Annotated in this window: 21 protein-coding genes, 2 tRNA genes and 1 pseudogene; 7 read left to right on the forward strand and 17 right to left on the reverse strand. The window is 73.3% G+C overall.

The window, feature by feature from the left end; genetic code table 11:
- Positions 1 to 22: 22 nt before the first annotated feature.
- The 3 genes and pseudogenes from ACIOJE_RS26300 to ACIOJE_RS26310 form a co-directional block, all read right to left on the reverse strand.
- Positions 23 to 1,024 (reverse strand): SMI1/KNR4 family protein, encoded by a 1,002-nt coding sequence (locus tag ACIOJE_RS26300; RefSeq protein ID WP_400779268.1) that lies wholly within the window; start codon positions 1,022 to 1,024, stop codon positions 23 to 25.
- A 117-nt stretch (positions 1,025 to 1,141) separates the two neighbouring features.
- Positions 1,142 to 1,735 (reverse strand): DegT/DnrJ/EryC1/StrS family aminotransferase, encoded by a 594-nt coding sequence (locus ACIOJE_RS26305; protein WP_400779441.1) that lies wholly within the window; start codon positions 1,733 to 1,735, stop codon positions 1,142 to 1,144.
- A gap of 361 nt (positions 1,736 to 2,096) precedes the next feature.
- Positions 2,097 to 2,486 (reverse strand): annotated as a pseudogene (locus tag ACIOJE_RS26310) (Gfo/Idh/MocA family oxidoreductase); the annotation flags it as partial.
- A 94-nt stretch (positions 2,487 to 2,580) separates the two neighbouring features.
- Here ACIOJE_RS26310 and ACIOJE_RS26315 point away from each other — a divergent pair.
- Both ACIOJE_RS26315 and ACIOJE_RS26320 read left to right on the forward strand, forming a co-directional pair.
- Positions 2,581 to 3,042, forward strand: a complete 462-nt coding sequence (locus ACIOJE_RS26315; protein ID WP_280678390.1) for a YwqJ-related putative deaminase — start codon at positions 2,581 to 2,583, stop codon at positions 3,040 to 3,042.
- An 83-nt stretch (positions 3,043 to 3,125) separates the two neighbouring features.
- Complete coding sequence (locus tag ACIOJE_RS26320; RefSeq protein ID WP_280678834.1) at positions 3,126 to 3,635, forward strand: SUKH-3 domain-containing protein; 510 nt, start codon at positions 3,126 to 3,128, stop codon at positions 3,633 to 3,635.
- Between the two features lie 63 nt (positions 3,636 to 3,698).
- Here the strand turns inward: ACIOJE_RS26320 and ACIOJE_RS26325 are convergent, their stop codons facing one another.
- The gene (locus ACIOJE_RS26325) at positions 3,699 to 4,970 is read right to left on the reverse strand and encodes a sensor histidine kinase (RefSeq protein WP_400779270.1); all 1,272 of its coding nucleotides are present in this window, start codon (positions 4,968 to 4,970) and stop codon (positions 3,699 to 3,701) included.
- Positions 4,971 to 5,230: 260 nt separating this feature from the next.
- On the opposite strand from ACIOJE_RS26325, the gene ppc reads away from it, so the two are divergent.
- Entirely contained in the window at positions 5,231 to 8,026 is a 2,796-nt protein-coding gene (gene ppc / locus ACIOJE_RS26330) for a phosphoenolpyruvate carboxylase (protein WP_400779272.1), read from the forward strand.
- Positions 8,027 to 8,159: 133 nt separating this feature from the next.
- Here ppc and ACIOJE_RS26335 read toward each other — a convergent pair whose 3' ends face one another.
- The 6 genes from ACIOJE_RS26335 to ACIOJE_RS26360 all read right to left on the reverse strand — a co-directional run bounded on the left by ACIOJE_RS26335 (position 8,160) and on the right by ACIOJE_RS26360 (position 13,025).
- Positions 8,160 to 8,483, reverse strand: a complete 324-nt coding sequence (locus ACIOJE_RS26335) for a hypothetical protein (protein WP_280678396.1) — start codon at positions 8,481 to 8,483, stop codon at positions 8,160 to 8,162.
- A gap of 136 nt (positions 8,484 to 8,619) precedes the next feature.
- Complete coding sequence (gene pth, locus ACIOJE_RS26340; RefSeq protein ID WP_400779274.1) at positions 8,620 to 9,195, reverse strand: aminoacyl-tRNA hydrolase; 576 nt, start codon at positions 9,193 to 9,195, stop codon at positions 8,620 to 8,622.
- A 110-nt stretch (positions 9,196 to 9,305) separates the two neighbouring features.
- The gene (locus ACIOJE_RS26345; RefSeq protein WP_280678399.1) at positions 9,306 to 9,893 is read right to left on the reverse strand and encodes a 50S ribosomal protein L25/general stress protein Ctc; all 588 of its coding nucleotides are present in this window, start codon (positions 9,891 to 9,893) and stop codon (positions 9,306 to 9,308) included.
- A gap of 282 nt (positions 9,894 to 10,175) precedes the next feature.
- Positions 10,176 to 11,153: a ribose-phosphate diphosphokinase gene (locus ACIOJE_RS26350; protein WP_280678401.1), complete on the reverse strand. Its 978-nt coding sequence runs from the start codon at positions 11,151 to 11,153 to the stop codon at positions 10,176 to 10,178.
- A gap of 204 nt (positions 11,154 to 11,357) precedes the next feature.
- The gene (gene glmU / locus ACIOJE_RS26355; RefSeq protein ID WP_400779277.1) at positions 11,358 to 12,812 is read right to left on the reverse strand and encodes a bifunctional UDP-N-acetylglucosamine diphosphorylase/glucosamine-1-phosphate N-acetyltransferase GlmU; all 1,455 of its coding nucleotides are present in this window, start codon (positions 12,810 to 12,812) and stop codon (positions 11,358 to 11,360) included.
- 142 nt (positions 12,813 to 12,954) lie between these two features.
- A tRNA-Gln gene (locus ACIOJE_RS26360) sits at positions 12,955 to 13,025 on the reverse strand.
- A gap of 247 nt (positions 13,026 to 13,272) precedes the next feature.
- On the opposite strand from ACIOJE_RS26360, the gene ACIOJE_RS26365 reads away from it, so the two are divergent.
- Together ACIOJE_RS26365 and ACIOJE_RS26370 are read left to right on the forward strand one after the other, a co-directional pair.
- Complete coding sequence (locus ACIOJE_RS26365) at positions 13,273 to 14,253, forward strand: acyl-CoA desaturase (protein ID WP_400779279.1); 981 nt, start codon at positions 13,273 to 13,275, stop codon at positions 14,251 to 14,253.
- Between the two features lie 191 nt (positions 14,254 to 14,444).
- On the forward strand, positions 14,445 to 15,047 hold the full coding sequence (locus tag ACIOJE_RS26370; protein WP_280678407.1) for a TetR/AcrR family transcriptional regulator: 603 nt from the start codon (positions 14,445 to 14,447) through the stop codon (positions 15,045 to 15,047).
- A 48-nt stretch (positions 15,048 to 15,095) separates the two neighbouring features.
- On the opposite strand, the gene ACIOJE_RS26375 is transcribed toward ACIOJE_RS26370, so the two are convergent.
- On the reverse strand, positions 15,096 to 15,887 hold the full coding sequence (locus tag ACIOJE_RS26375) for a methyltransferase domain-containing protein (RefSeq protein WP_400779281.1): 792 nt from the start codon (positions 15,885 to 15,887) through the stop codon (positions 15,096 to 15,098).
- Positions 15,888 to 15,998: 111 nt separating this feature from the next.
- Between ACIOJE_RS26375 and ACIOJE_RS26380 the strand changes: the two genes are divergently transcribed.
- Positions 15,999 to 16,496 carry a MarR family transcriptional regulator gene (locus ACIOJE_RS26380; RefSeq protein ID WP_280678411.1) on the forward strand — a complete coding sequence of 166 codons (498 nt, stop codon included), beginning with the start codon at positions 15,999 to 16,001 and terminating at the stop codon, positions 16,494 to 16,496.
- Positions 16,497 to 16,595: 99 nt separating this feature from the next.
- Here the strand turns inward: ACIOJE_RS26380 and ACIOJE_RS26385 are convergent, their stop codons facing one another.
- The 5 genes from ACIOJE_RS26385 to ACIOJE_RS26405 all read right to left on the reverse strand — a co-directional run bounded on the left by ACIOJE_RS26385 (position 16,596) and on the right by ACIOJE_RS26405 (position 20,589).
- Positions 16,596 to 17,543, reverse strand: a complete 948-nt coding sequence (locus ACIOJE_RS26385; protein ID WP_400779283.1) for a LuxR C-terminal-related transcriptional regulator — start codon at positions 17,541 to 17,543, stop codon at positions 16,596 to 16,598.
- Positions 17,544 to 17,861: 318 nt separating this feature from the next.
- On the reverse strand, positions 17,862 to 18,824 hold the full coding sequence (gene galE / locus ACIOJE_RS26390; RefSeq protein ID WP_280678415.1) for a UDP-glucose 4-epimerase GalE: 963 nt from the start codon (positions 18,822 to 18,824) through the stop codon (positions 17,862 to 17,864).
- Between the two features lie 222 nt (positions 18,825 to 19,046).
- The gene (locus tag ACIOJE_RS26395) at positions 19,047 to 19,715 is read right to left on the reverse strand and encodes a LuxR C-terminal-related transcriptional regulator (RefSeq protein ID WP_280678417.1); all 669 of its coding nucleotides are present in this window, start codon (positions 19,713 to 19,715) and stop codon (positions 19,047 to 19,049) included.
- A 170-nt stretch (positions 19,716 to 19,885) separates the two neighbouring features.
- Positions 19,886 to 19,961, reverse strand: a tRNA-Thr gene (locus ACIOJE_RS26400).
- Positions 19,962 to 20,133: 172 nt separating this feature from the next.
- Positions 20,134 to 20,589 (reverse strand): winged helix-turn-helix transcriptional regulator, encoded by a 456-nt coding sequence (locus ACIOJE_RS26405; protein ID WP_400779286.1) that lies wholly within the window; start codon positions 20,587 to 20,589, stop codon positions 20,134 to 20,136.
- Positions 20,590 to 20,774: 185 nt separating this feature from the next.
- Between ACIOJE_RS26405 and ACIOJE_RS26410 the strand changes: the two genes are divergently transcribed.
- The gene (locus ACIOJE_RS26410) at positions 20,775 to 21,371 is read left to right on the forward strand and encodes a flavodoxin family protein (RefSeq protein WP_280678421.1); all 597 of its coding nucleotides are present in this window, start codon (positions 20,775 to 20,777) and stop codon (positions 21,369 to 21,371) included.
- Between the two features lie 20 nt (positions 21,372 to 21,391).
- Here ACIOJE_RS26410 and ACIOJE_RS26415 read toward each other — a convergent pair whose 3' ends face one another.
- Positions 21,392 to 22,726, reverse strand: coding sequence for an MFS transporter (locus ACIOJE_RS26415; RefSeq protein WP_400779288.1), 1,335 nt, complete (start codon positions 22,724 to 22,726; stop codon positions 21,392 to 21,394).
- Positions 22,727 to 22,804: the final 78 nt, after the last annotated feature.

The raw sequence follows: 22,804 nt of genomic DNA on the forward strand, positions 1-22,804 counted from the left end.
TCGTTCCACCACCGCGGCCACGTCAGCCCACCGGGACGGCCCGGGCGAACCCGCCGTCCACCATCAGCTCCGCGACCGTCTCCAGCTCCGGCGGGCTGCCGGCCAGCCGCAGCAGGAAGGCGTCGAAGTCCTCGCCGCAGGGCAGCAGCAGCCGGGCGCAGCGCTCCTCCGGGGCCTCCGGCGCACCGGTGTCGCGGGCGTCGTCGTACAGGTGGAACCAGACCGAGCCGATCCGGTCGCCGCGCACCTTGAGCGCGACGATGCCGCCCTGCGCGTAGGCGACGCCCAGGTAGTCCTTGGTCAGGTGGTCGCGCAGGCACTTGTTGGCGTACACGACGTCCTGGACGCCGTACTCCTCGCTGAGGGTCAGGAAGGGCTGGTCGAGCAGCATGCCGAGCTCGGTGTCCAGCGCCACCCCGACCGGGGTGCGGCCGCCGCCCAGCTTGAGGAAGGTGCGGTAGGCGCCGGGCAGCCGGTAGCCGAGGCGCTCCTCGGCGCGCTGCACCAGGTCCTCGGCGACGCCGATCGGATCGCCGCCGTCCTTGGTCAGCGAGAAGTGCACCGGGCGGCGCTCCTGCAGCGGGCGGGTGCCGCGGCGGGTGTGGTCGGCGGTGGAGGTGGCCAGGCCGGCGTGGTGCCGCAGCAGCGCCTTGACCTCGACCGGGACGAGCTCCATCCGCCGCCAGCCGGGGGTGGCCCGGCCGACCGCGTGGTGCCAGGTCCAGCCGGGCGGGGTGGCGACGGCGGTGTCCAGGTCGGCCCAGAGCGGGTGGCCCTGGGTGAACAGCGCGGCGTTGGCCGACACGTAGTCGGTCAGCCGCAGCTCGTCCACGCCGAAGCCGTCCGGCGGGTCGGCGACCTCGGCCGCGGCGGCGGCGTACGGGCCGAAGTCCGGGTAGCCGTACTCGTCCACCCGGACCCCGGCGGGGTGACGCTCCGCGCGGACCGGATCCGGGAACTGCACCACCTGACCTGCGTACGCCGCGTTCGGTGCGGCGGCGACGCCGGGCCGACCTGTCGTCATCTGGGAGCCCCCACTGGCTGCTGCAAATTCTCGGTGCGCTTGCTGGACACCAGCGTAGGGGGTCGTCCCCGGGCCCGGCCCCCCGCCCGGGGAGAAGGCCCGGGGAGCGGGAGGCCGTCAGAGCCGGGTGCCGAGCGCCTCCGCCAGCACCCCGGCCACCCGGGTCTGCTGGGCCTCGGTGAGGTGCGGGTGCAGCGGCAGGCTGAGCAGTTCGCGGGCGGACCGCTCGGCGACCGGGAACGCCCCGGCGCGGTGGCCGAGGTGACGGAACGCGGGCTGCGGGTGGACCGGGACGGGGTAGTGCACCCCGGCGCCGATCCCGGCGGCGTGCAGCTCGGCGAGCACCGCGCCGCGGTCCCGGCCGGGGCCGATCCGCACCGCGTACAGGTGCCAGACGTGCTCGTTGCCGGGCGCGGTGCGCGGCAGGGTGAGGCCGTCGAGGCCGCCGAGCAGCGCGTCGTAGCGGGCGGCGGCGGCCCGGCGGGCGGCGTTCCAGGCGGGCAGCCGGCGCAGTTCGGCCCGCAGCACGACGGCCTGCAGCGCGTCCATCCGGGAGTTGAAGCCGAACCGCTCGTGCCGGTACTTCTCGCGCGCGCCGGGGTCCCCGATCAGCCGGACGGCGGCGGCGAGTTCGCCGTCGTCGGTGAGCACCGCCCCGGCGTCGCCGTAGCCGCCGAGGTTCTTGCCCGGGTAGAAGCTGGTGGCCGCGATCCGTCCGTGGGCCGTGCGCCAGCGCGCCGTTGCTCAGCCGCACCGTCAGGTACGCCACGCAGGCCCGGCCGGCGCCGATCGGGTCGGCACCCTGGGCGGACACCCCGACCGGTTCGACGCCGGGCGGCAGCACGAAGTCGAGGACCGACAGGTCGTGCGGGGCGAGGTCCCACAGCACGTCGACGTCCGGCTGCACCAGTCCGAGGTTGATCCGCACCGAGTCGAAGAACTGGACGTCGCCGATCTCGCCGCCGTGCACCAGTTCGCGGATCCGGCGCACCACCGGGGTGTAGCAGAAGGTGTGGTCGCACATCAGCACCAGCCCGCTGCGCTCGGCCAGGTCGACCAGCTCGGCGGCCTCGGCGGCGGAGGTGGTGATCGGCTTCTCCACCAGGACGTGCTTGCCGGCCTCCAGCGCGGCCCGCACCAGCCGGTAGTGCGCGGCCGCGGGCGTGGCCACCGCGACCGCCCCGACCCGCTCGTCGTCGAGCACCCGGCGGTAGGAGCCGGTCGCCCCGACCGTGCTGTACTCCCCCAGCACGGTACGGGCCTTGGCCTCGTCCAGGTCGCACAGCCAGTGCAGCCGCAGCGCCGCGGTGTCCTGGAACGGTACCGGCCGCGCCCACGACCGGGGGCGGTTTCGGGAAATCGGCGGACAAGTCGTGACGGCGGTGTGCGGATCCGGCCCCGGTCCGGCGAGGATCGGGTGACCACCCGGCCGGTCCCGCACGGCCGTTCGCCCGCCCCGCACCCCGGTTGTGCGGATGTCGGTGTCGTTTGACAGGCTTGCCCCGGACCGGCCCCACCGGTCCTGCCGTCAGCGGGAACGAGGAGGAGGAGGACGCATGACCACCGGTGAGCCCCAGGGCCCGCCCGTGCTGCGCCACCACCGCGACAGCCTGCTGCCCGCCGTCGCCGCCGCACTGTCGCTCAAGGGCGGCGAAGTGCAGACCCTGGCGGGCGACAAGGACGCCCGGCGGCCGGTCCTGCACCCGCTGGTCGGCGAGTTCCTGGGCACGCTGCCCGTCGAGGCGCGCGAGCGGTTCACCGGCCGTTGCCCGGAGGCCGTCCTGCTCTCCCAGTACCTGACCGCGGTCGATGGCCGGCGCTCCAAGCGCGCCGCCCGCAAGCCGATGAGCCTGCACGAGGCCCGCAAGGCGCTCAAGGGCTCCCGGATGACGACCGTCCGCATCCGGGAGGAGGGCGACCCGGCGCACGGCACGCACGCCCCGCCGTGCCGCTCCTGCGTCCCGATGCTGGAGCACTTCACCGTGCAGAGCGTCGCCGTCGGGCCGCCCGCGCCCTGACCGCGCCCTCGTACGGCCCCTGTCCCCGAGCCCTGGAGTCCGCCCTGAACCCGCCCAGCCCGCCCCCGCCCCCGCCGTCCACCCTGGCCGCGGCCCCCCTCGAGCGGACCCGCCCGCGCTTCCCCGCCGACGTCGCCGCCGAGCTCAAGACGGCCGGCTGGCACCCCGGCCGCTGGCAGATTCGGCAGGCCGAGGAGTGGGCCGACACCCTGGTGGGGTACGGCGGGGCGTCCGGCGTGCGGCACGCGGTGTTCCCGGCGGCGGTGGAGGCCTGGGCCGAGTTCGGCGGCCTCGCTTTCGACCTGGCAGGCCCGGGCCGGCAGCTGGCCCGCACCCCGTTCCTGATCGACCCGCTGTGCGGGCTGCACCAGCCGCGCACCCTGCTCGACCTCGGCCGCGCCCTGGACACCCAACTCGCCCCGCTCGGCGAGGAGGCGTACGGGCAGGCGCTGCTGGCCGTCGACGAGGAGGGCCGGGTCTACAGCCTGGACCACACCGGCGAGTGGTTCCTCGGCCACGGCATCGACCAGGCGGTCGCCACCCTGGTCCTCGGCACCGCCCCCGAGCGGCTGCGCACCGCCGACGGGTCCTGACGGCGGCCCGGCGCGCGCCGCCGCAGGCCCGTCAGTGCAGGGGCCCGTCAGCGCAGCGGCCCGTCAGCGCAGCGGCTCGGCCCGGACGGCCAGCCGGGACGGCAGCACCGCCTCGACCCGGAACCCGCCGTCCGCCTCCGGCCCGGACGAGAAGGTGCCGCCCAGCGCGATCACCCGCTCCCGCATCCCGACCAGCCCGTTGCCGCCGCTGGGCAGCTTCGCCGCGCCGCCGCCCCCGCCCGGGCAGGCGTTCACCACGCTCACCCGCACCCCGTTGGGCGCGTACGCGAGCAGGACGGACACCTGTGCGCCGCCGGCGTACTTGTGCGCGTTGGTCAGGCCCTCCTGGACGACCCGGTAGGCGGTCTGCTCGGCCTCGCCGGTGAACTCCTGCCGGCTGCCGCTGACGGTCAGCGTCACCGCCATGCCGGCCGCCCGGGACTGGTCGACCAGCCGCGGCAGCCCGGCCAGCGAGTCCGGCTCCGGCTGCCGCTCGTCGTCCATCCGCAGCACGCCGAGGATCTCCCGCAGCTCGTTGAGCGCCTGCCGGCCGACCTCGCCCATCAGCTTGGCGCTCTGCGTGGCCTTCTCCGGGTCCTTGGCGGCGATCCGTTCCAGCGCCCCGGCGTGCACCACCATCAGGGACACCCGGTGCGCCACCACGTCGTGCATCTCCCGGGCGATCCGGGTGCGCTCCTCCAACCGGGCCCGGCGGGCGCGCTCCTGGGCCTGCTCGGCCAGCAGGTCCAGCTCGGTCTCCAGGCCGTGCGCGCGGTCCTTGAGCGAGTCGATCAGCCGCCGCCGCGCGCCCACGTACAGGCCGGTCACCACCGGCGGGACGGTCAGGCCGACGGCCACCAGGACGGCTATCAGCACCTGTCCCCAGAGCGGCGGCTGCTCCACCACGACGGAGTCGCCGGGCGTCAGCATCGACACCATCATCACGGCGACGGCCTCGGCGAAGGCCAGCCCGGACAGCGCCATCACCCGCCACCGCCGGGAGGGCCACTCCCAGGTCTCCGCCAGCGTGTACAGCGACACCACCAGCAGCAGGACGCCCAGCATCCCGGGCATCGCCACCAGGGTCACCAGCACCGGTACGGCCGGCCAGCGGCGGCGCAGCACCAGCGAGCCGCCCGCCACCGCGCCGAGCAGAGCGACCCCGGTCGCACCGGCGGAGTTCAGGTGCACCCGGGCGGAGAGGAAGGAGACCGTGGTGAGCGCGCACTCCAGCGCGGCGAGCACCGCCAGCCCGATGTCCAGGAAGGCGCTGCGCGGCCGCTTCCACCACCAGAACGACCGGACCGGCGCGCGCTCCCCAGGCGACTTGCTCATGGTTGACAGCCTAAGCGGCAACCCCCTCCCCTCCCCACCGGGATTGCCCCCGACACCTCGCCAGGCCCTCAAGTGGTCCAGACCACGTGCGGTCCCCGGCGGTCGCTGTCCGCCATCCGGCCACCTCGCGGACAGCGACCGCCCCGACACCTATGCTGGTCGCGTCGGACAGCGCGGTCCGCACGCGTCACACCCGCCACCCGCGGGCGGACCTGTGACGATGAGCCGTTGCCGAACCCCACCACCACAGGGAGCCAGCCGTGACCGCTCCGGTCCCCACTCCGGCGGACAGCCCCACCGCCGTAGCCGACAACGCCGCCCTGCGCGCGGACATCCGCCGCCTCGGAGACCTGCTCGGCGAGACGCTGGTCCGCCAGGAGGGCCCCCAGCTGCTGGGCCTGGTCGAACAGGTCCGCCTGCTCAGCCGCACCGACGGCGAGGCCACCGCCGAGCTCCTCTCCGACATCGACCTGGGCACCGCCGCCAAGCTGGTCCGCGCCTTCTCCACCTACTTCCACCTCGCCAACGTCACCGAACAGGTGCACCGCGGCCGCGAGTTCGCCACCCGCCGCGCCCGGGAAGGCTCCCTGCTCGCCCAGACCGCCGACCAGCTGGCCGACGCCGACCCCAAGCACCTCGAGGACACCCTGGCCCACCTCGCGGTCCGCCCGGTCTTCACCGCCCACCCCACCGAGGCCGCCCGCCGCAGCGTCCTCAACAAGCTGCGCCGCATCGGCGAACTCCTCGACCGCATCCACCGCGAGGAGATCGCGGCCGGCCTCTCCCAGGCCGACCCGGCCCGCACCAGCAGCGCACGGCGCCAGGCCGACCGCCGCCTCGCCGAGGTCATCGACCTGCTCTGGCAGACCGACGAACTGCGCATCGCCCGCCCCGAGCCCACCGACGAGGCCCGCAACGCCGTCTACTACCTGGACGAGCTCTACCGCGACGCCGTCCCCGAGGTCCTGGAGGAGCTGCACGAGGAGCTCGGCCGGGTCGGCCTCACCCTGCCCGACGGCGTCCGCCCGCTCACCTTCGGCACCTGGATCGGCGGCGACCGCGACGGCAACCCCAACGTCACCCCGCAGGTCACCTGGGACGTCCTCAACCTCCAGCACGAGTACGGCATCAAGGACGCCCTGGCCGCCGTCGACGACCTGCGCAGCACCCTCTCCACCTCCGAGCGGCTGGCCGGCGCCTCGGTCGAACTGCTCGCCTCGCTCAACACCGACCTGCACCAGCTCCCCGAACTCAGCCCCCGCTACAAGCGGATGAACGCCGAGGAGCCCTACCGCCTCAAGGCGACCTGCGTCCGGCTCAAGCTGGAGAACACCCGCGAGCGCCTCGCCCAGGGCACCTCGCACATCGAGGGCCGCGACTACCTCGGCACCCGCGAGCTCATCACCGACCTGCGGCTCATCCAGGACTCCCTGCGCGCCCACCGCGGCGAGCTCATCGCCGACGGCCGCCTCGCCCGCGCCATCCGCACCATCGAGGCCTTCGGCCTCCAGCTCGCCACCATGGACGTCCGCGAGCACGCCGAGGCCCACCACCACGCCCTCGGCCAGCTCTTCGACCGCCTCGGCGAGGAGGCCTGGCGCTACGCCGACATGCCCCGCGAGTACCGGCAGAAGCTGCTCGCCAAGGAGCTCCGCTCGCGCCGCCCGCTCGCCCCCACCCCGGCCCCACTGGACGCCGCCGGCACCAAGACCCTCGGCGTCTTCAACACCATCCGCGAGGGCTTCGAGCGCTTCGGCGACGAGATCGTCGAGAGCTACATCATCTCGATGTGCCAGGGCGCCGACGACGTCTTCGCCGCCACCGTCCTGGCCCGCGAGGCCGGCCTGATCGACCTGCACGCCGGGATCGCCAAGATCGGCATCGTGCCGCTGCTGGAGACCACCGACGAGCTCCAGGAGGCCGACCGCATCCTGGACGAGATGCTGTCCGACCCCTCCTACCGGCTGCTCGTCTCGCTGCGCGGCGACGTCCAGGAGGTCATGCTCGGCTACTCGGACTCCTCCAAGTTCGGCGGCATCACCACCTCCCAGTGGGAGATCCACCGCGCCCAGCGCCGGCTGCGCGACGTCGCCCACCGCTACGGCATCCGGCTGCGCCTGTTCCACGGCCGCGGCGGCACCGTCGGCCGCGGCGGCGGCCCCTCCCACGAGGCCATCCTGGCCCAGCCCTGGGGCACCCTGGAGGGCGAGATCAAGGTCACCGAGCAGGGCGAGGTCATCTCGGACAAGTACCTGCTCCCCTCCCTCGCCCGGGAGAACCTGGAGCTGACCATCTCCGCCACCCTCTCCGCCTCCGCGCTGCACACCGCGCCGCGCCAGGCCCCCGAGGAGCTGGCCCGCTGGGACGCCGCGATGGACCAGGTCTCCGCGGCCGCGCACACCGCCTACCGCGCCCTGGTCGAGCAGGACGACCTGCCGAAGTACTTCTTCGCCGCCACCCCGGTCGACCAGCTCGCCTCGCTGCACCTGGGCTCCCGCCCGTCCCGCCGCCCCGACTCCGGCGCCGGCCTCGACGGCCTGCGGGCCATCCCGTGGGTCTTCGGCTGGACCCAGTCCCGCCAGATCGTCCCCGGCTGGTACGGCGTCGGCTCCGGCCTCGCCGCCGCCCGCGCGGCCGGCCTGGGCGACGTGCTCGACGAGATGCACGGCCAGTGGCACTTCTTCCGCAACTTCCTGTCCAACGTCGCCATGACGCTGGCCAAGACCGACCTGCGGATCGCCCGCCACTACGTCGAGCAGCTGGTGCCCGCCGAGCTGCACCACGTCTTCGACCAGATCGTCGCCGAGCACGAGCTCACCCTGCGCGAGGTGCTCCGGCTCACCGGCGAGAACGAGCTGCTGGAGCACAACCCGGTACTCAAGCAGACCTTCACCGTCCGCGACGCCTACCTCGACCCGATCTCCTACCTTCAGGTCGCGCTGCTGCGCCGCCAGCGCGAGGAGGTCTCGGCCGGCCGCCACGAGGACCCGCTGCGCGCCCGCGCGCTGCTGCTGACCGTCAACGGCATCGCCGCCGGCCTGCGCAACACCGGCTGACGCCGGACCCGTAGGCCGCAGGGGCCGCCGTCCAACCTCCAGGGGTGGGCGGCGGCCCCTGCGCAGGCCCGTCGGGGAACGCGAAAGGGCCGGTGCCCACCTCCGTGGACACCGGCCCCTGAGGACTCTTCGCCTACTCGCCCGGCTCGCCCGCACGCCGGCGCTTCAACCACAGCGCCGCGCCGCCGGCCGCCACCACCAGGCCGCCGCCGACCGCCAGCAGCCCGGCGTCCGGGCCCATCGACTCACCGAGCACCGGCCCGAACTGCGCCGCCGCCGGCTCCGGGGAGATCCCCGGGTCCGGCTCCGCCACCGCGTCGGCGTGCGCCACGGCGCCGCCCGAGAGCAGCACCCCGGCCGCCCCCAGCGCACCGGCCGTACCGACCCGTCGTCCGAGCTGCTTCAGTCGGACCACCCGGAGCCGCCGCAGTCGGCGGACCGGACGAAAACCCCGCATCGAGGACTCCCCAGGACTCGTTCGCGAACCCGACCGACGCTATCCGATCCCGCACAGGCTTCTCACACCTATTCAGGTTTGGCGGGGCAAGCGTTGTACGACTGTTGCGTACCACCGCACCCGCCCTGACGACACGTCAGGAGTTGTACGTGCCCTGCGCCCGCTCCAGCCCCTCGGTCAGCAGCGCCTCCACCGCGTCCGCCGAGCGGTCCACGAACCACTCCAGCTCCTTGCGCTCGGTGGCGGAGAAGTCCTTCAGCACGAAGTCCGCGACCTCCATCCGGCCCGGCGGCCGACCGATCCCGCACCGCACCCGGTAGTAGTCCGGCCCCAGCGACTTGGTGATCGACTTCAGCCCGTTGTGGCCGTTGTCCCCGCCGCCCAGCTTGAGGCGCAGCGCCGCGTAGTCGATGTCCAGCTCGTCGTGGACGGCGACCAGCGCCGAGGCCGGCGCCTTGTAGAAGTCCCGCAGCGCCGTCACCGGACCGCCGGAGAGGTTCATGAACGACATCGGCTTGGCCAGCACCACCCGCTCGCCCGCCAGCCGACCCTCGGCCACCTGCGCCCGGCTCTTGTGCGCCTTGAACTTGGCGCCCATCCGCTGCGCCAGCAGGTCCACCACCATGAACCCGATGTTGTGCCGGTTGCGGGCGTACTGCTCGCCCGGGTTGCCCAGCCCCACCACCAGCCAGGGGCCCTCGTACTCCGCCATCACCCTCGCTCCTCGCGCTCGCGCTCCACGTCATCTTCCCGGACACACCGCTGCCCCGGCCGCTCCGACGGGAGCGACCGGGGCAGCGGTCTCACTGGCTGGCGCGAGGCTCAGGCCTCGGTGCCCTCGGCCTCGGCGGCCTCCTCCTCGGCCGGAGCGGCCTGGGCGCCGATGACCTGCAGCACGACGGCGTCGCCGTCGACGGCCAGGGTGACGCCGGCCGGCAGGGTGATGTCCTGGGCGAGGATGGAGGCACCGGCCTCCAGGCCCTCGACCGAGACGGTCACGGACTCGGGCAGGTGGGTGGCCTCGGCCTCGATCGGCAGGGCGTTCAGCACGTGCTCGAGCAGGTTGCCGCCGGGGGCCAGCTCGCCCTCGGTGTGGACCGGGATCTCGACGGTGACCTTCTCGCCGCGCTTCACGAGCAGCAGGTCGACGTGCTCGATGGTGCGCTTGATGGCCTCACGCTGGACGGCCTTCGGCAGCACGTACTCGTCCTTGCCCTCGATCGGCACGACCAGCAGGGCGTTCGGGGTCTTCAGGGCCATCATCAGGTCGTGGCCGGGCAGGTTCAGGTGAACCGGGGCGTGGCCGTGGCCGTAGACGACACCGGGGACGAAGCCGGCACGGCGGGCGCGACGGGCGGCACCCTTGCCGAACTCGGAACGGGTCTCAGCGGCGATGCGGATCTCGGACACGACTGCACTCCTCGGGAAGACTGGCGCGGGGGTGCAGGCAACGCGAAAAACCGCCGGGACCACACCCTCAGTACGTTCGGGGGTCACTCGGCGGTAACGGCCTCTGCCACGGACGGGAACCCGTCACCGGCAGCGCGTCGATCACGGAGCGCGCACCCGTCAAGCAGGCGCACGGCATCCCTCGCCGAGCAGTTTCACGAGTCTAACCGCACCTGCGGCCTCCCGTGAAATCGGCGGCGGCCCCGGTCCGATCCAGACCGGGGCCGCCGCCGTGGGGCTTCGTCAGTGCACGCCCTCGAAGAGGCTCGTGACCGAGCCCTCCTCGAACACCTCGCGGATCGCGGCCGCGATCGAGGGGGCGATGGACAGCGTGGTGATCTTGTCCAGCTGGAGCTGCGCCGGGGTCGGCAGCGTGTTGGTGAACACGAACTCGCTCACCCGCGAGTTCTTCAGCCGGTCCGCGGCCGGGCCGGAGAGCACGCCGTGGGTGGCCGCCACCAGGACGTCCGCCGCACCGTTGTCGAACAGCGCGTCGGCCGCGGCGCAGATCGTGCCGGCGGTGTCGATCATGTCGTCGACCAGGACGCAGACCCGGTCCTTGACGTCACCGACGACCTCGGCCGACAGGATGGTGTTGGCCCGGGTCATGTCGCGGCGCTTGTGGATGATCGCCAGCGGCGCGTCCAGCCGGTCGCACCACTGGTCGGCCACCTTCACCCGGCCCGCATCCGGGGACACGATGGTCAGCTTGGAGCGGTCCACCTTCTCGCCCACGTAGTCCGCCAGCATCGGCAGCGCGAACAGGTGGTCCACCGGGCCGTCGAAGAAGCCCTGGATCTGCGCGGTGTGCAGGTCCACGGCCATCAGCCGGTCGGCGCCCGCCTGGCGCAGCAGGTCGGCGACCAGGCGCGCCGAGATCGGCTCGCGGCCGAGGTGCTTCTTGTCCTGGCGGGCGTACCCGTAGAACGGCAGGATCGCGGTGATGCTCTTGGCGGAGGCCCGCTTCAGCGCATCGATCATGATCAGCTGTTCCATGATCCACTGGTTGATGGGAGCCGTGTGGCTCTGCATCACGAAGCAGTCCGCACCGCGGGCCGAGTCCAGGAAGCGGACGTAGATCTCACCGTTGGCGAAGTCCAGGGCCTTGGTCGGGACCAGCTCGGTCCCGAGGGCCTCGGCCACCTCCCTCGCCAGTTCCGGGTGGGCACGGCCGGAGAAGAGCTTGAGTTTCTTCTCACCCGACGTCGTGATCCCGCTCACTGCACCGTCTCCTCGCGTTGCTGACGCTGAACCCCGTCACCCCGCGCAGGCAGGCGCAGCCGGCTCGCACGGTGGGGTCGGGGGAATTGTCGGTACGCCTGGACACGGGCCGTAAGCCCAGTGGCGCACGTATGTCCCCAAGGTTACGCGCCCACGCGGAAACCGTCCGCCCCGGGACCGTCCCTCGGACGACGGTCCGCCCCATCAGGCGTCCGCGGCCCCGTCCGTCGCGGTCTGCGCGGCCTGCGCCGAGGTGGTCCCCGGGCGCTTGCGCTCCACCCAGCCCTCGATGTTGCGCTGGTGCGCCCGGCTCACCCCGAGCGCGCCCGCCGGGACGTCGCTGGTGATCACCGAACCGGCCGCGGTGTAGGCGCCGTCGCCGATCGTCACCGGGGCGATGAACATGTTGTCGGAGCCGGTGCGGCAGTGCGCACCGATCACCGTGCGGTGCTTGTTGACGCCGTCGTAGTTCACGGTGACCGAGGCCGCGCCGACGTTGGTGCCCTCGCCGATCGTGGCGTCCCCGATGTAGGAGAGGTGCGGCACCTTGGCGCCCTCGCCCAGCTCGGAGTTCTTCACCTCGACGTAGGTGCCGACCTTCGCCTTGCGGGCCAGCTTCGCCCCCGGCCGCAGATAGGCGTACGGGCCGGCGGTGGCCAGCTCGCCCACCTCGGCCCGGTCCGCCGTGGTGTTGCTCACACGGGCGCCGGCGCCGATCAGGGTGTCGGCGAGGGTCGAGTTCGGGCCGACCTCGCAGCCCTCGCCCAGGTGGGTGGCGCCCTGCAGCTGGGTGTTCGGCAGCACGACGGCGTCCGGCTCGTACGTCACCTGCACGTCGATCCAGGTGGTCCCCGGGTCCACCACGGTGACGCCGGCCCGCATCGCCCGCTCCAGCAGGCGGTCGTTCAGCAGCCGGCGGGCCTGCGCCAGCTGCACCCGGTCGTTGATGCCGAGGATGTCCCGGTGGTCCTCCGCGACCACGGCGCCGACCCGGTGCCCGGCCGTGCGCAGGATCTCCAGGGTGTCGGTCAGGTACTCCTCGCCCTGCGAGTTGTCCGTGGTGAGCTCGGCCAGCGCCTCGGCCAGCAGCTTGGCGTCGAAGGCGAAGACGCCCGAGTTGATCTCGGCGATCGAGCGCTGGACGGCGGTGGCGTCCCGCTCCTCGACGATCGCGGCGACCGTGCCGTCCTCGTCCCGCAGGATCCGGCCGTAGCCGAAGGGCTCGGGGACGACGGCGGTCAGCACGGTGACCCCGTTGTCCTGGTCGGTGTGCGCCTTCGCCAGGCGGCGCAGCGTGGCCCCGGTCAGCAGCGGGGAGTCCCCGGCGGTGACGATCACCGTGCCGTCCAGCACCACGCCGTCCGCGGCCAGCGCCTCCAGCGCGGTGCGCACCGCGTGTCCGGTGCCCTTCTGCTCCTCCTGCACCACCGGGCGGGCCGCCGGGTAGTGCGCCGCCAGGTGCTCCTGGACCTGCTCGCGCTGGTGGCCGACCACCACGACGAGCTGCTCCGGCGTCAGCTCCCCCGCCGCCGACACCGAATGACCCACCAGCGACCGGCCGCACACCTCGTGCAGCACCTTGGGCAGCTTGTTCGACTTCATCCGGGTCCCGCCACCGGCGGCGAGCACGACAACGGCGGCAAGCGAATTGGCACCCATGCGGGGAGGCTCCTCGGTCGGTTCAGAGGGGGCGGAACGGGCCCGGACCGGACCGAGGCCGGTCGCCATTCGCACAGTCCGCCGAGCAGCACCGACAATACCGGCGGATCGGTGGTACGCCCGAACCAGAGGCGTGCAGAAGCTCCGCCGCTAGGATTCGAACCCAGACAAAGGCCTCCAAAGGGCCCTGTGCTGCCATTACACCACGGCGGATAGTTGCTCAGACCCTACCCGAGTCGACGCTGCCGTGGGTATCAACTGCCCCGATCCGCAGGCCCCGATCCGCCGGAGATTCTCGAACGGACCGGGCCGGGGGTTCATCCATCCAGTCGGGTGAATTCACTCAAGCGCCGCGCGGCAGTGTGTTCCCTTCGCCACGGAGCGCAACCTACGATGCCGTAGGTTACGCCAACGTAGCCTCCGCTCCTCTCCCGCACAGGGACGCCGCAAAGGGACGCCCATGACCATCCAGGACGGCGAGCCGAGCGCGGGGACCGCCGCGCTTCCCACCGATTCCCCCGACTCCGCCACCCCGCCGTCCGCCACCCGCGGCGGGGAGCGGCAGGGCGTCGCCGAGCGGCTCGCGCTCGGGCTGTTCATCGTCCTGCCGTTCGCCGCACTGCTGGCCGCCGTGCCGGTGGCCTGGGGGTGGGGGCTGGGGTGGACGGACGCGGCGATCACCGTCGCGATGTACTTCCTCACCTGCCACGGCATCACCGTCGGTTACCACCGCTACTTCACCCACGGCGCCTTCAAGGCCAACCGCCCGATGCGGCTCGCCCTCGCGGTCGCCGGCAGCCTGGCGGTCGAGGGCCCGCTGGTGCGCTGGGTGGCCGACCACCGCAAGCACCACCGGTTCAGCGACAAGGACGGCGACCCGCACTCGCCGTGGCGCTATGGGGAGAGCCTCCCGGCGCTGCTCAAGGGCCTGTGGTGGGCGCACATGGGCTGGATGTTCGACGAGGAGCAGACCCCGCAGCTCGCGTACGCGCCGGACCTCGTCCGCGACCCGGCCATAAGGCGGATCTCCCGGCTGTTCTGGCTCTGGACCATGATCTCGCTGCTGCTGCCCCCGCTGGTCGGCGGGCTGGTCACACTGTCCTGGTCGGGTGCGCTGTCCGCCTTCTTCTGGGGATCGCTGGTCCGGGTGGCGCTGCTGCACCACGTCACCTGGTCGATCAACTCGATCTGCCACGCCGTCGGCCGGCGCCCGTTCCGCTCCCGGGACCGCTCGGGCAACGTCTGGTGGCTGGCGGTGCTCTCCTGCGGCGAGTCCTGGCACAACCTGCACCACGCGGACCCGACCGCGGCCCGGCACGGGGTGCTGCGCGGACAGATCGACTCCTCGGCCCGGCTGATCCGCTGGTTCGAGCTGGCGGGCTGGGTCCGGGACGTCCGGTGGCCGGACACACAACGGATCGCCGCCCGCCGCGCCGCATGAGGCGTCGCTTCCAGCATGATGTAGGGGTGAACGGGAGCAGCGCAGACAGCACAGGCGGCCACCAGAGCACGCGGACGGACGCGGCACCCGACGCGGAGCCGGCCCGTCCGCGAACCGCTGCACCGGCGGGCGGGGGCGCCTCGGGGGGTGCGACTGCTCCGGCGACGCGCCGCCGGGGCGGCCGGGTCCGGATGACCGGCAAGCAGCGGCGGGAACAGCTGCTGGAGATCGGCCGGACGGTGTTCGCGGAGCGCGGCTACGACGGCACCTCGGTCGAGGAGATCGCCGAACGGGCCGGGGTCTCGAAGCCGGTGGTGTACGAGCACTTCGGCGGCAAGGAGGGGCTGTACGCGGTGGTGGTGGACCGCGAGATGCAGCTGCTGCTGGACATGGTGACGGGGGCACTGACCGGCGGGCACTCGCGGGAACTGCTGGAGCAGGCCGCGTTCGCGCTGATGGACTACATCGACACGTCGACGGACGGCTTCCGGATCCTGGTCCGGGACTCCCCGGTGGCCCAGTCGACCGGCACCTTCGCCTCGCTGATCAGCGACATCGCGACGCAGGTGGAGGACATCCTCGGCCTGGAGTTCAAGTCCCGGGGCTTCGACGCCCGGCTGGCCCCGATGTACTCGCAGATGCTGGTCGGCATGGTGGCGCTGACCGGGCAGTGGTGGCTGGAGGTCCGCAAGCCGGACAAGGCGCAGGTCGCGGCGCACCTGGTGAATCTGGCCTGGCACGGGCTGGAGGGACTGGAGCGGCACCCGAAGCTGGTCGGCGACCGGAAGGGCTGACCGGCTTTCGGGTCCCGACCGCGCTCCGGGTTCGGCTTACTCCCTGATCTACTCCCTGATCCCGACGGCGAAGATCCGCCGGAACGGGAACACGGTGCCGTGCGGTCCGGCCGGGTAGGCCTCGCGCAGGAGCGCTCCGTACTCGGCGAGGAAGGCGGCCCGGCGGTCGGGGTCGGCGAGCCGGGTGAGGACGGGGCGCAGCGCGGTGCCCTTGACCCAGTCGAGGACCGGGTCCGGGCCGGGGAGCAGGGTGCGGTAGGTGGTCTCCCAGACGTCGGGGGTGCAACCGGCGGCGACGAGGGCGTCGAGGTAGCGCTCGGGCGGGTGGACTCCGGCCCGGACGGCGTCGTCGCCGAGGAGGTCGCGCCAGCGGGGGCTGCGGCGCAGTTCCGCGAGCAGGGTGTGGCTGGGGGCGTCGAAGTTGCTGGGGACCTGGAAGGCGACGGTTCCCCCGGGCCGCAGGGCGGCGGCCCAGCGCGGGACGAGGTCGAGATGACCGCCGATCCACTGCAGGGTGGCGTTGGAGACGATCAGGTCGGGTTCGGCCGGGGCCGGGTCGTAGTCGCGGGCGTCGGCGAGCAGGTAGTCGGCGGTGGGCTCACCCTCGGTGCGGGCGGTGGCCAGCATCGGGGCGGAGTTGTCGACGCCGGTGAGGCGGGCGTGCGGCCAGCGTTCGCGCAGCACGGCGGTGGAGTTGCCGGGGCCGCAGCCGATGTCGAGGATCACGGGATCGCTCGGGTGCGGAAGGGCGGGGACGCGGGCGAGCAGGTCGCGCAGCGGGCGGGTGCGTTCGTCGGCGAAGCGCAGGTACTGCGCCGGGTCCCAGACGGGGGTGGTCATGGTTCACCTCACAGGTATCTCGACATCAAGATATCTCGATGTAGCCTCGCTGGCACATTTCTCGATGTCAAGAGACTTCACATCGACACATCCACCGATACACTGATCGTCATGGAGGACGAGGTCGACAGGCTGGTCGCAGCGTGGCGCCGGGAGCGCCCCGACCTCGACGTGGGGCCGCTGGAGGTCCTCAGCCGGGTCAGCCGGCTCGCCCGGCACCTCGACCGCGCCCGCCGCACCGCCTTCGCCGAGCACGGGCTGGAGCCCTGGGAGTTCGACGTCCTGACCGCCCTGCGACGGGCCGGCTCCCCGTACCAACTCTCCCCCGGCCAGCTGCTCACCCAGACCCTGGTCACCTCCGGCACCATGACCAACCGCATCGACCGCCTCACCGGCAAGGGCCTGGTCAAGCGCCTGCCCGACCCGGACGACCGGCGCGGCGTGCTCGTCCGACTCACCGAAGACGGCCGCGACCGCGCCGACCAGGCGCTCGCCGGGCTGCTCGCGCACGAGCGCGAACTGCTCGCCCAGCTCACCGCCGGTCAGCAGGGCGAACTCGCCGCGCTGCTGCGGCAGCTGGTCGCCCCGTTCGACAACATCCCGGGCTGAACGGCCGACTTGAACGGCCGGGCTGAACGGCCGGGCTGAACGGCCGGCTTGAACAACGGGCCCGAACAACCGGGTTGAACGTCCCGGCCGAACCGGCTCCTACGGCCGGTCCACCGTGGTCGCGATGGACGGCGGCGCGGGCACGACCGGCTCGGCGGGGCTGACCCCGGCCCGGCGGGCCACCGCGACGGCCGCCAGCGTGGAGTGCACCCCGAGCTTGCCGAGCACGTTCTGCATGTGCGTCCGGACGGTGTGCGGCGACAGGTAGAGCCGCTCCGCGACGGCCTGCCGGCCCAGGCCCGCGACCATGCAGCGCAGGATCTGCTTCTCCCGCGGGGTGAGGGTGTCGACCAGCCGCTCGCTCTCGGTGCGGTCCCGGCGGGCGGTGGTCAGCTCGCGGATGACGCCGGTCAGCAGCGCGGGCGGCAGGTGCGTCTCGTCCCGCAACACGCCCCGGACCACGGCGAGCAGCCGGGCCAGCGAACTCTCCTTGGCCACCCAGCCGGTGGCGCCCGCGTGCAGGGCCCGGGCCGCGCGGTGCGGGTCGTCGACGGCGGCCAGGACGACGGCCCGCAGCCCCGGGTGGGCGCGGCGGAGCCGGGCGAGCAAGGTGATGCCGTCGGGCGCCGGGGGCGCGGCTCTGAGCTGGTCGGCCCGGTACGGGTCCGGGCGGGTCGGGCCCGTGCCGCGCGCGTCCGGGCGGAGCAGGTCCACCGGGCGGCCGCCGGACGGCGCCACCGGCGGGGCGGCCGGGTGGCGGGGCGGCGGCACGGGCGGGGCCAGGCGCCGCCGGGCCTCGTCGGCCGGGTCCTGGCCCGGCCGGGTACGGGCGCCGGACGCCCCCGCTCCCTCCGCGCCGAGATCGGCGTCGATCAGGACCACGTCGAAGGCCCGTCCCTCGACGGCGGCGCGCTCCAGCGCGCGCTCGGCGGCGGCCGCGCTGCCGGCCGCGCCCACCTCCACGTCGGGCTCGGCGGCGAGTGCCGCGGCCAGTGCCTCGGCGAAGATCCGGTGGTCGTCGACCACCAGGACGCGGATCCGCCCCATCGTCACTACCCCCCTGCTCAGAGCGGCCCGAGCCCGGGGTCGGGGACCGGCCCCGGCACCCGCGCTCCTGGCCCGCCGCTCCGCCCGCCCACCGGTGACCGGTGCGGCCGAAGAAGAGCGCCGACCCCCACCGGTACCGCACTCAGCGTACGGGCCGGAAAACCCTCTCGTGGCGGTTTGGTGAAGTTTCGTCAGGAGGTGCGTGAGTGGCGGGATGTGCGTCGCCGGCCGGCGCCCCGGACAACACCGATGGCCCGGACGACACCGAGGCGCCGCCCCCGAACCGTCCGGGAGCGGCGCCTGCGGCGGTCGTGCGGCCTACTGGGCGTTCTTCTCCAGGGTGAACTTCCAGGCGTCGGCGACGATGTCGTCCAGGTTCGGGCGGCGCGGCGTCCAGCCCAGCGCCTCGTGGGCGCGGGCGGCCGAGGCCACCAGCACGGCCGGGTCGCCGGCCCGGCGGCCGGCCACCTGCACCGGGATCTCCCGGCCGGTGACGCGCCGGACCGACTCGATCACCTCGCGCACCGAGAAGCCGCTGCCGTTGCCCAGGTTGCAGATCAGGTGCTCGCCCGGCTTGGCCGCGTCCAGCGCCAGCAGGTGGGCGTCGGCCAGGTCCGCGACGTGGATGTAGTCGCGGATGCAGGTGCCGTCCGGGGTCGGGTAGTCCTCGCCGTACACCGCGATGTGCGGACGCTGGCCCAGCGCGGCCTGGAAGACCAGCGGGATCAGGTGCGACTCGGGGTCGTGGCGCTCCCCGTGGGCGCCGTACGCGCCGGCCACGTTGAAGTAGCGCAGCGAGACGGCGGCCAGGCCGTGTGCGACGGCCTCGCTGGTGATCAGGTGGTCCACAGCGAGCTTGGTGGCACCGTAGGTGTTGGTCGGCGAGGTGCGGGCGGTCTCGGCGATCGGCACGACCTCCGGCTCGCCGTAGACGGCGGCGGTGGAGGAGAACACCAGCTTGCGCACGCCCGCCGCGCGCATCGCGGAGACCAGCTCCAGCGAACCGGCCACGTTGTTGCGCCAGTACTTCTCCGGGTCCACGACCGACTCGCCGACCTGCGAGGAGGCCGCGAAGTGCAGCACCCCGTCGAAGGAGGAGTCCAGCACCCGGCCGGCCTCCTGGATCCGGCCCTCGACGAACTCGGCACCGGCCGGGACACCCTCACGGAAACCGGTGGAGAGATCGTCCAGGACGGTCACCTGGTGCCCCGCCTCCAGCAGGTGGGCGGCCACCACGCTGCCGACGTAGCCGGCGCCACCCGTGACCAGGTACTTACTCATGATGAGACCTCCAGCGGGCGATGGTCCGCCGGATCAGCGGCGGCCATCGACGACGTGCGTACGACTGGGGATATTCTCCCTGCCCGCCGGGGGTGCTCAGGACCACCCGAACGGACCGCGCGACCACCCGTTGACGACCCGTGCGGCCACCGCTCCCGACCTGTGCGGCCACGGCTGTCGCCCCGTGCGGCCACCGCTCCCGCCCCGTGCGGCCGCCCCGGCTCAGCCGCCGGCCATCCGCTCCAGCAGCCCGGTCCGGGCGGCCACCGCGGCGGCCTCCAGCCGGGTCCGCGCGCCGAGCTTCATCAGCACCCGCTGGACGTGCGTCCGGGCGGTGCTCGCGGCGATCCGCATCCCGGCGGCGATCGCCGCGGTGTCCTCGCCGTCCGCGATCCGGGCCAGCACCTGCACCTCACGGCGGGTCAGCAGCCGCAGCAGCCGCACCGCTTCGTCGTCCGGCTCGGCGACCGGCCGCAGCAGCTGGTCGAAGGCCCCGCGCAGCACGTCCACGGCCACCGCCGCCTCGCCCGCCCGAGCCCGCCCGATCGCCCGCTCGACCACCCCGATCCGCTCGTCACTGGGCACGTACCCGGCTGCCCCGGCCGCGAACGCGCCCGCCACGCCGCGTAGTTCACCCACCGGTCCGAGCACGATCACGGCCACCTCGGGGCGCTCCCGGCGAATCCGGCGCAGCCCGTCGAAGGCCCCCGGCTCGCTCGGCGCGGCCACCCCCAGCAAGCACACCTCCGGCCGCCGTCCGACCACCAGATCGGCCGCGACCCCGGCCGGGCAGCCGACCGCGAGCACCCGGTGGCCGCGCAGCTGAAGCGCCGTGGCCAGTGCCTCGGCCAGCAGCCGGTGGTCGTCGACCACCACGAGTCGAACGCCCATGACGCCCTCCCGGTCGGGGTCCGGCTCGCGCCCGCACCCCATGGGCGGGCGGCCGATGACGCACCATCACAGCGCATTCCGTACCCGACCCGCTAGGCCGCCGCGCACTGCCCGGCGAGCTGATCGGGAAACAGCAAAAGGCCCTCGCCGTGAAGCGAGGGCCTTCCGTATGGAGCCCCCATGCGGAATCGAACCGCAGACCTTCTCCTTACCATGGAGACGCTCTACCGACTGAGCTATAGGGGCTTGCCGGGCTTTCACCGGGCCGGTCGAACAAGGAAGACATTACACGGCTCGCGGCCCGGAAGGGAAATCGGATCCACGGTCTCGGCGCATGCCGGAGCGCACCGGGCCGGTCGCCGGCGCACGGCGGGCCAGCCCTCGATGTGCCGCGGGTCAGCCCTCGGTGTACTGCGGCTCAGCCCTCGGCGTGCGCCTGGTCGAACTCCTCGCGGGCGGCCAACATCTGCCCGGTGCGCTGCTCCGTCCACCGGCCGAGCGGCGCCAGCAGCACGGCCAGCTCCCGGCCGAGCGGCAGCAGGTCGTAGACCACACGCGGTGGCGTCTCCGGGAACACCGTGCGACGCACCAGACCGCTTCGCTCCAGGGTCCGCAGCGACTGGGTGAGCATCTTGCGGCTGACCCCGCCGATCCCGCGCTGCAGCTCGGAGAACCGCTGCGGCCCGCACCCGGCGAGGCTCATCAGGATCAGCATCGACCACTTGTCGGCCAGCTCGGCGAACATCGCGCGGCTGGGACAGAGCTGGGCGAAGACGTCGAGCTCCTGCTCCTCGTCCTTCCCCTGCCCACTCCCCCACTCCTGCCCGTGCCGCCCGACGCAGACCTGCGCCTGGGCCACTTCCTCCGTCGTCATGCCGTCCAGGGTAGCCCTGCGGTCTCCAATCCACTCCTGGTAACTAATGGAGACCTGGTCTATATTGGAGACCGATCGGCCGACGGGCCCAGCACGGTGCTTCTGCCCCTGCCCTCACCCGTTCCTGGTTCCGTTCCCGCTTCCGTTCCGGTTTCCGTTCCCGTCCCCGTACAGGAGTGCCCCGCATGACCGCCATCCGCCCGACCGTCGCCCTCGCCTACCACTCCGGCTACGGCCACACCGCCGTCATAGCCGAGGCCGTCGCCCGCGGCGCGGCCGCCGCCGGCGCCGAGGTCGTCTCGATCGCCGTCGACACCATCACCGACGAGCAGTGGGCCCAGCTCGACGCCGCGGACGCGATCGTCTTCGGCTCCCCCACCTACATGGGCACCGCCTCCGGCGCCTTCCACGTCTTCGCGGAGGCCACCAGCAAGCGCTGGTTCTCGGACGCCTGGCGGGACAAGGTCGCCGCCGGCTTCACCAACTCCGCCTCCAAGAGCGGCGACAAGGCCGGCACCCTCGCCTTCTTCCAGACCCTCGCCGCCCAGCACTCCATGAGCTGGGTCAACCTCGGCCTCAAGCCCGGCTGGAACTCCACCACCGCCACCGAGAACGACCTCAACCGCCTCGGCTTCTTCAACGGCGCCGCCGCCTCCAGCCCGTCCGACGCCGGCCCCGAGGCCGTGCACAAGGCCGACATCGCGACCGCCGAGCACCTCGGCGAGCGGGTCGCCAAGCACACCGCCGTCGTGCTGGCCGGCCGCGCCGCCCTCGCCGGCTGACCACCCCGCACGGTCGGCACCTACGCCGCCGGGTCCGTCCCCAGGAGGGGCACCCGGCGGCGTCCGCCGTCCACCGCCCCCAGCTCCGCGCCACCGGTCTCCGGCAGCAGCCACAGACACCCCAGCGCCACCGCGCCCAACCCCGCCAGGTACCAGCCGACCGGCTGCGCCGTCCCGTACGCCGCGGTCAGCCTCGTCGCCGCCAGCGGCGTCGTCGCACCGCCCACCACCCCGCCCAGGTTGTACGTCAGCGCGGCGCCCGTGTACCGCACCCGGGTCGGGAACAGCTCCGGCAGGAACGCCGCCACCGGCCCCATCAGGCACCCGAGCACCACCAGCGCACCCGCCAGCGCCAGGAACATCAACGGCCAGCGCACCGTCTCCAACAGCGGGAACAACACCAGCGACCACCCCGCCGCCAGACCCGTCGCCCAGCACAACGTCCGCCGCCGCCCCCACCCGTCACTGCGCGACGCGCTCACCCACACCGTCGCAGCCATGCCCGCCGCGCCCACCAGCAGCATCGACAGCACCAGCGAACTCGCCACCCCCAGCCCGGACGTGGCATACGCCAACGCATAGGTCGTGGTCAGGTAGAACAGCGCGTACCCCACGGTGATCGCCCCGCAGCCCAACAGCACCGTGCGCCAATGCCCGCACAGCACCTCCACCACCGGCGCCCGGTCCCTCGGCTCGTCCGGCCGGAACAGCGGCGTCTCCTCCAACCGCAGCCGTACGAACAACCCCACCGCTACCAGCCCCAGCGACGCCAGGAACGGCACCCGCCAGCCCCACTCCCGGAACGCCCGTTCGTCCAGACCGAGTTGGACCGCCAGGAAGACCCCGTTCGCCAACACGAACCCGATCGTCGGCCCCAGCTGAAGGAACGCCCCGTACCGCCCCCGCCGCCCGGCCGGCGCGTTCTCCGCGATCAGCAGCGCCGCCCCACCCCACTCCCCGCCCAACCCCACGCCCTGGCACACCCGCAGCGCCACCAACGCCGCCGGCGCCCACCACCCCCACGAGCCGAACCCCGGCAACACCCCCACCGCCGCCGTCGACAAGCCCATCGACAACAGCGACACCACCAGCGTCGCCTTCCGCCCCACCCGATCCCCGAAGTGCCCGAACACCACCGCCCCCAGCGGCCGGGCCAGAAACGCCACCGCGTACACCGAGAACGCCGCCAACAGCGCCCCCATCGTGCCCAGTTCAGGAAAGAACACCGACCCGAACACCAAGGCCGCAGCCGTTCCGTACAAAAAGAAGTCGTAGAACTCGATCGCCGTACCGATCAGCGCCGCAGCCGCCGCACGCCGCAACTGCCCCACCCGCCGGGCTTCCTCCGCATCCATACCACCACCCTGGCCACCCACCCACCCCTCCCACCAGCCCCCACCCGAGTGACCCAGGCGCACGACCTGAACGCGCGT

Source organism: Kitasatospora sp. NPDC087861, from assembly GCF_044742585.1.
Lineage (GTDB): Bacteria > Actinomycetota > Actinomycetes > Streptomycetales > Streptomycetaceae > Kitasatospora.

Bases quoted from the DNA above. Each gene is read 5' to 3' on its own strand.
- ACIOJE_RS26300 (WP_400779268.1), bottom strand. From the start codon at position 1,024: ATGACGACAGGTCGGCCCGGCGTCGCCGCCGCACCGAACGCGGCGTAC.
- ACIOJE_RS26315 (WP_280678390.1), top strand. From the start codon at position 2,581: ATGACCACCGGTGAGCCCCAGGGCCCGCCCGTGCTGCGCCACCACCGC.
- ACIOJE_RS26325 (WP_400779270.1), bottom strand. From the start codon at position 4,970: ATGAGCAAGTCGCCTGGGGAGCGCGCGCCGGTCCGGTCGTTCTGGTGG.
- ACIOJE_RS26335 (WP_280678396.1), bottom strand. From the start codon at position 8,483: ATGCGGGGTTTTCGTCCGGTCCGCCGACTGCGGCGGCTCCGGGTGGTC.
- pth (WP_400779274.1), bottom strand. From the start codon at position 9,195: ATGGCGGAGTACGAGGGCCCCTGGCTGGTGGTGGGGCTGGGCAACCCG.
- glmU (WP_400779277.1), bottom strand. From the start codon at position 12,812: ATGGGTGCCAATTCGCTTGCCGCCGTTGTCGTGCTCGCCGCCGGTGGC.
- ACIOJE_RS26365 (WP_400779279.1), top strand. From the start codon at position 13,273: ATGACCATCCAGGACGGCGAGCCGAGCGCGGGGACCGCCGCGCTTCCC.
- ACIOJE_RS26370 (WP_280678407.1), top strand. From the start codon at position 14,445: ATGACCGGCAAGCAGCGGCGGGAACAGCTGCTGGAGATCGGCCGGACG.
- ACIOJE_RS26375 (WP_400779281.1), bottom strand. From the start codon at position 15,887: ATGACCACCCCCGTCTGGGACCCGGCGCAGTACCTGCGCTTCGCCGAC.
- ACIOJE_RS26380 (WP_280678411.1), top strand. From the start codon at position 15,999: ATGGAGGACGAGGTCGACAGGCTGGTCGCAGCGTGGCGCCGGGAGCGC.
- ACIOJE_RS26385 (WP_400779283.1), bottom strand. From the start codon at position 17,543: ATGGGGCGGATCCGCGTCCTGGTGGTCGACGACCACCGGATCTTCGCC.
- galE (WP_280678415.1), bottom strand. From the start codon at position 18,824: ATGAGTAAGTACCTGGTCACGGGTGGCGCCGGCTACGTCGGCAGCGTG.
- ACIOJE_RS26395 (WP_280678417.1), bottom strand. From the start codon at position 19,715: ATGGGCGTTCGACTCGTGGTGGTCGACGACCACCGGCTGCTGGCCGAG.
- ACIOJE_RS26405 (WP_400779286.1), bottom strand. From the start codon at position 20,589: ATGACGACGGAGGAAGTGGCCCAGGCGCAGGTCTGCGTCGGGCGGCAC.
- ACIOJE_RS26410 (WP_280678421.1), top strand. From the start codon at position 20,775: ATGACCGCCATCCGCCCGACCGTCGCCCTCGCCTACCACTCCGGCTAC.
- ACIOJE_RS26415 (WP_400779288.1), bottom strand. From the start codon at position 22,726: ATGGATGCGGAGGAAGCCCGGCGGGTGGGGCAGTTGCGGCGTGCGGCG.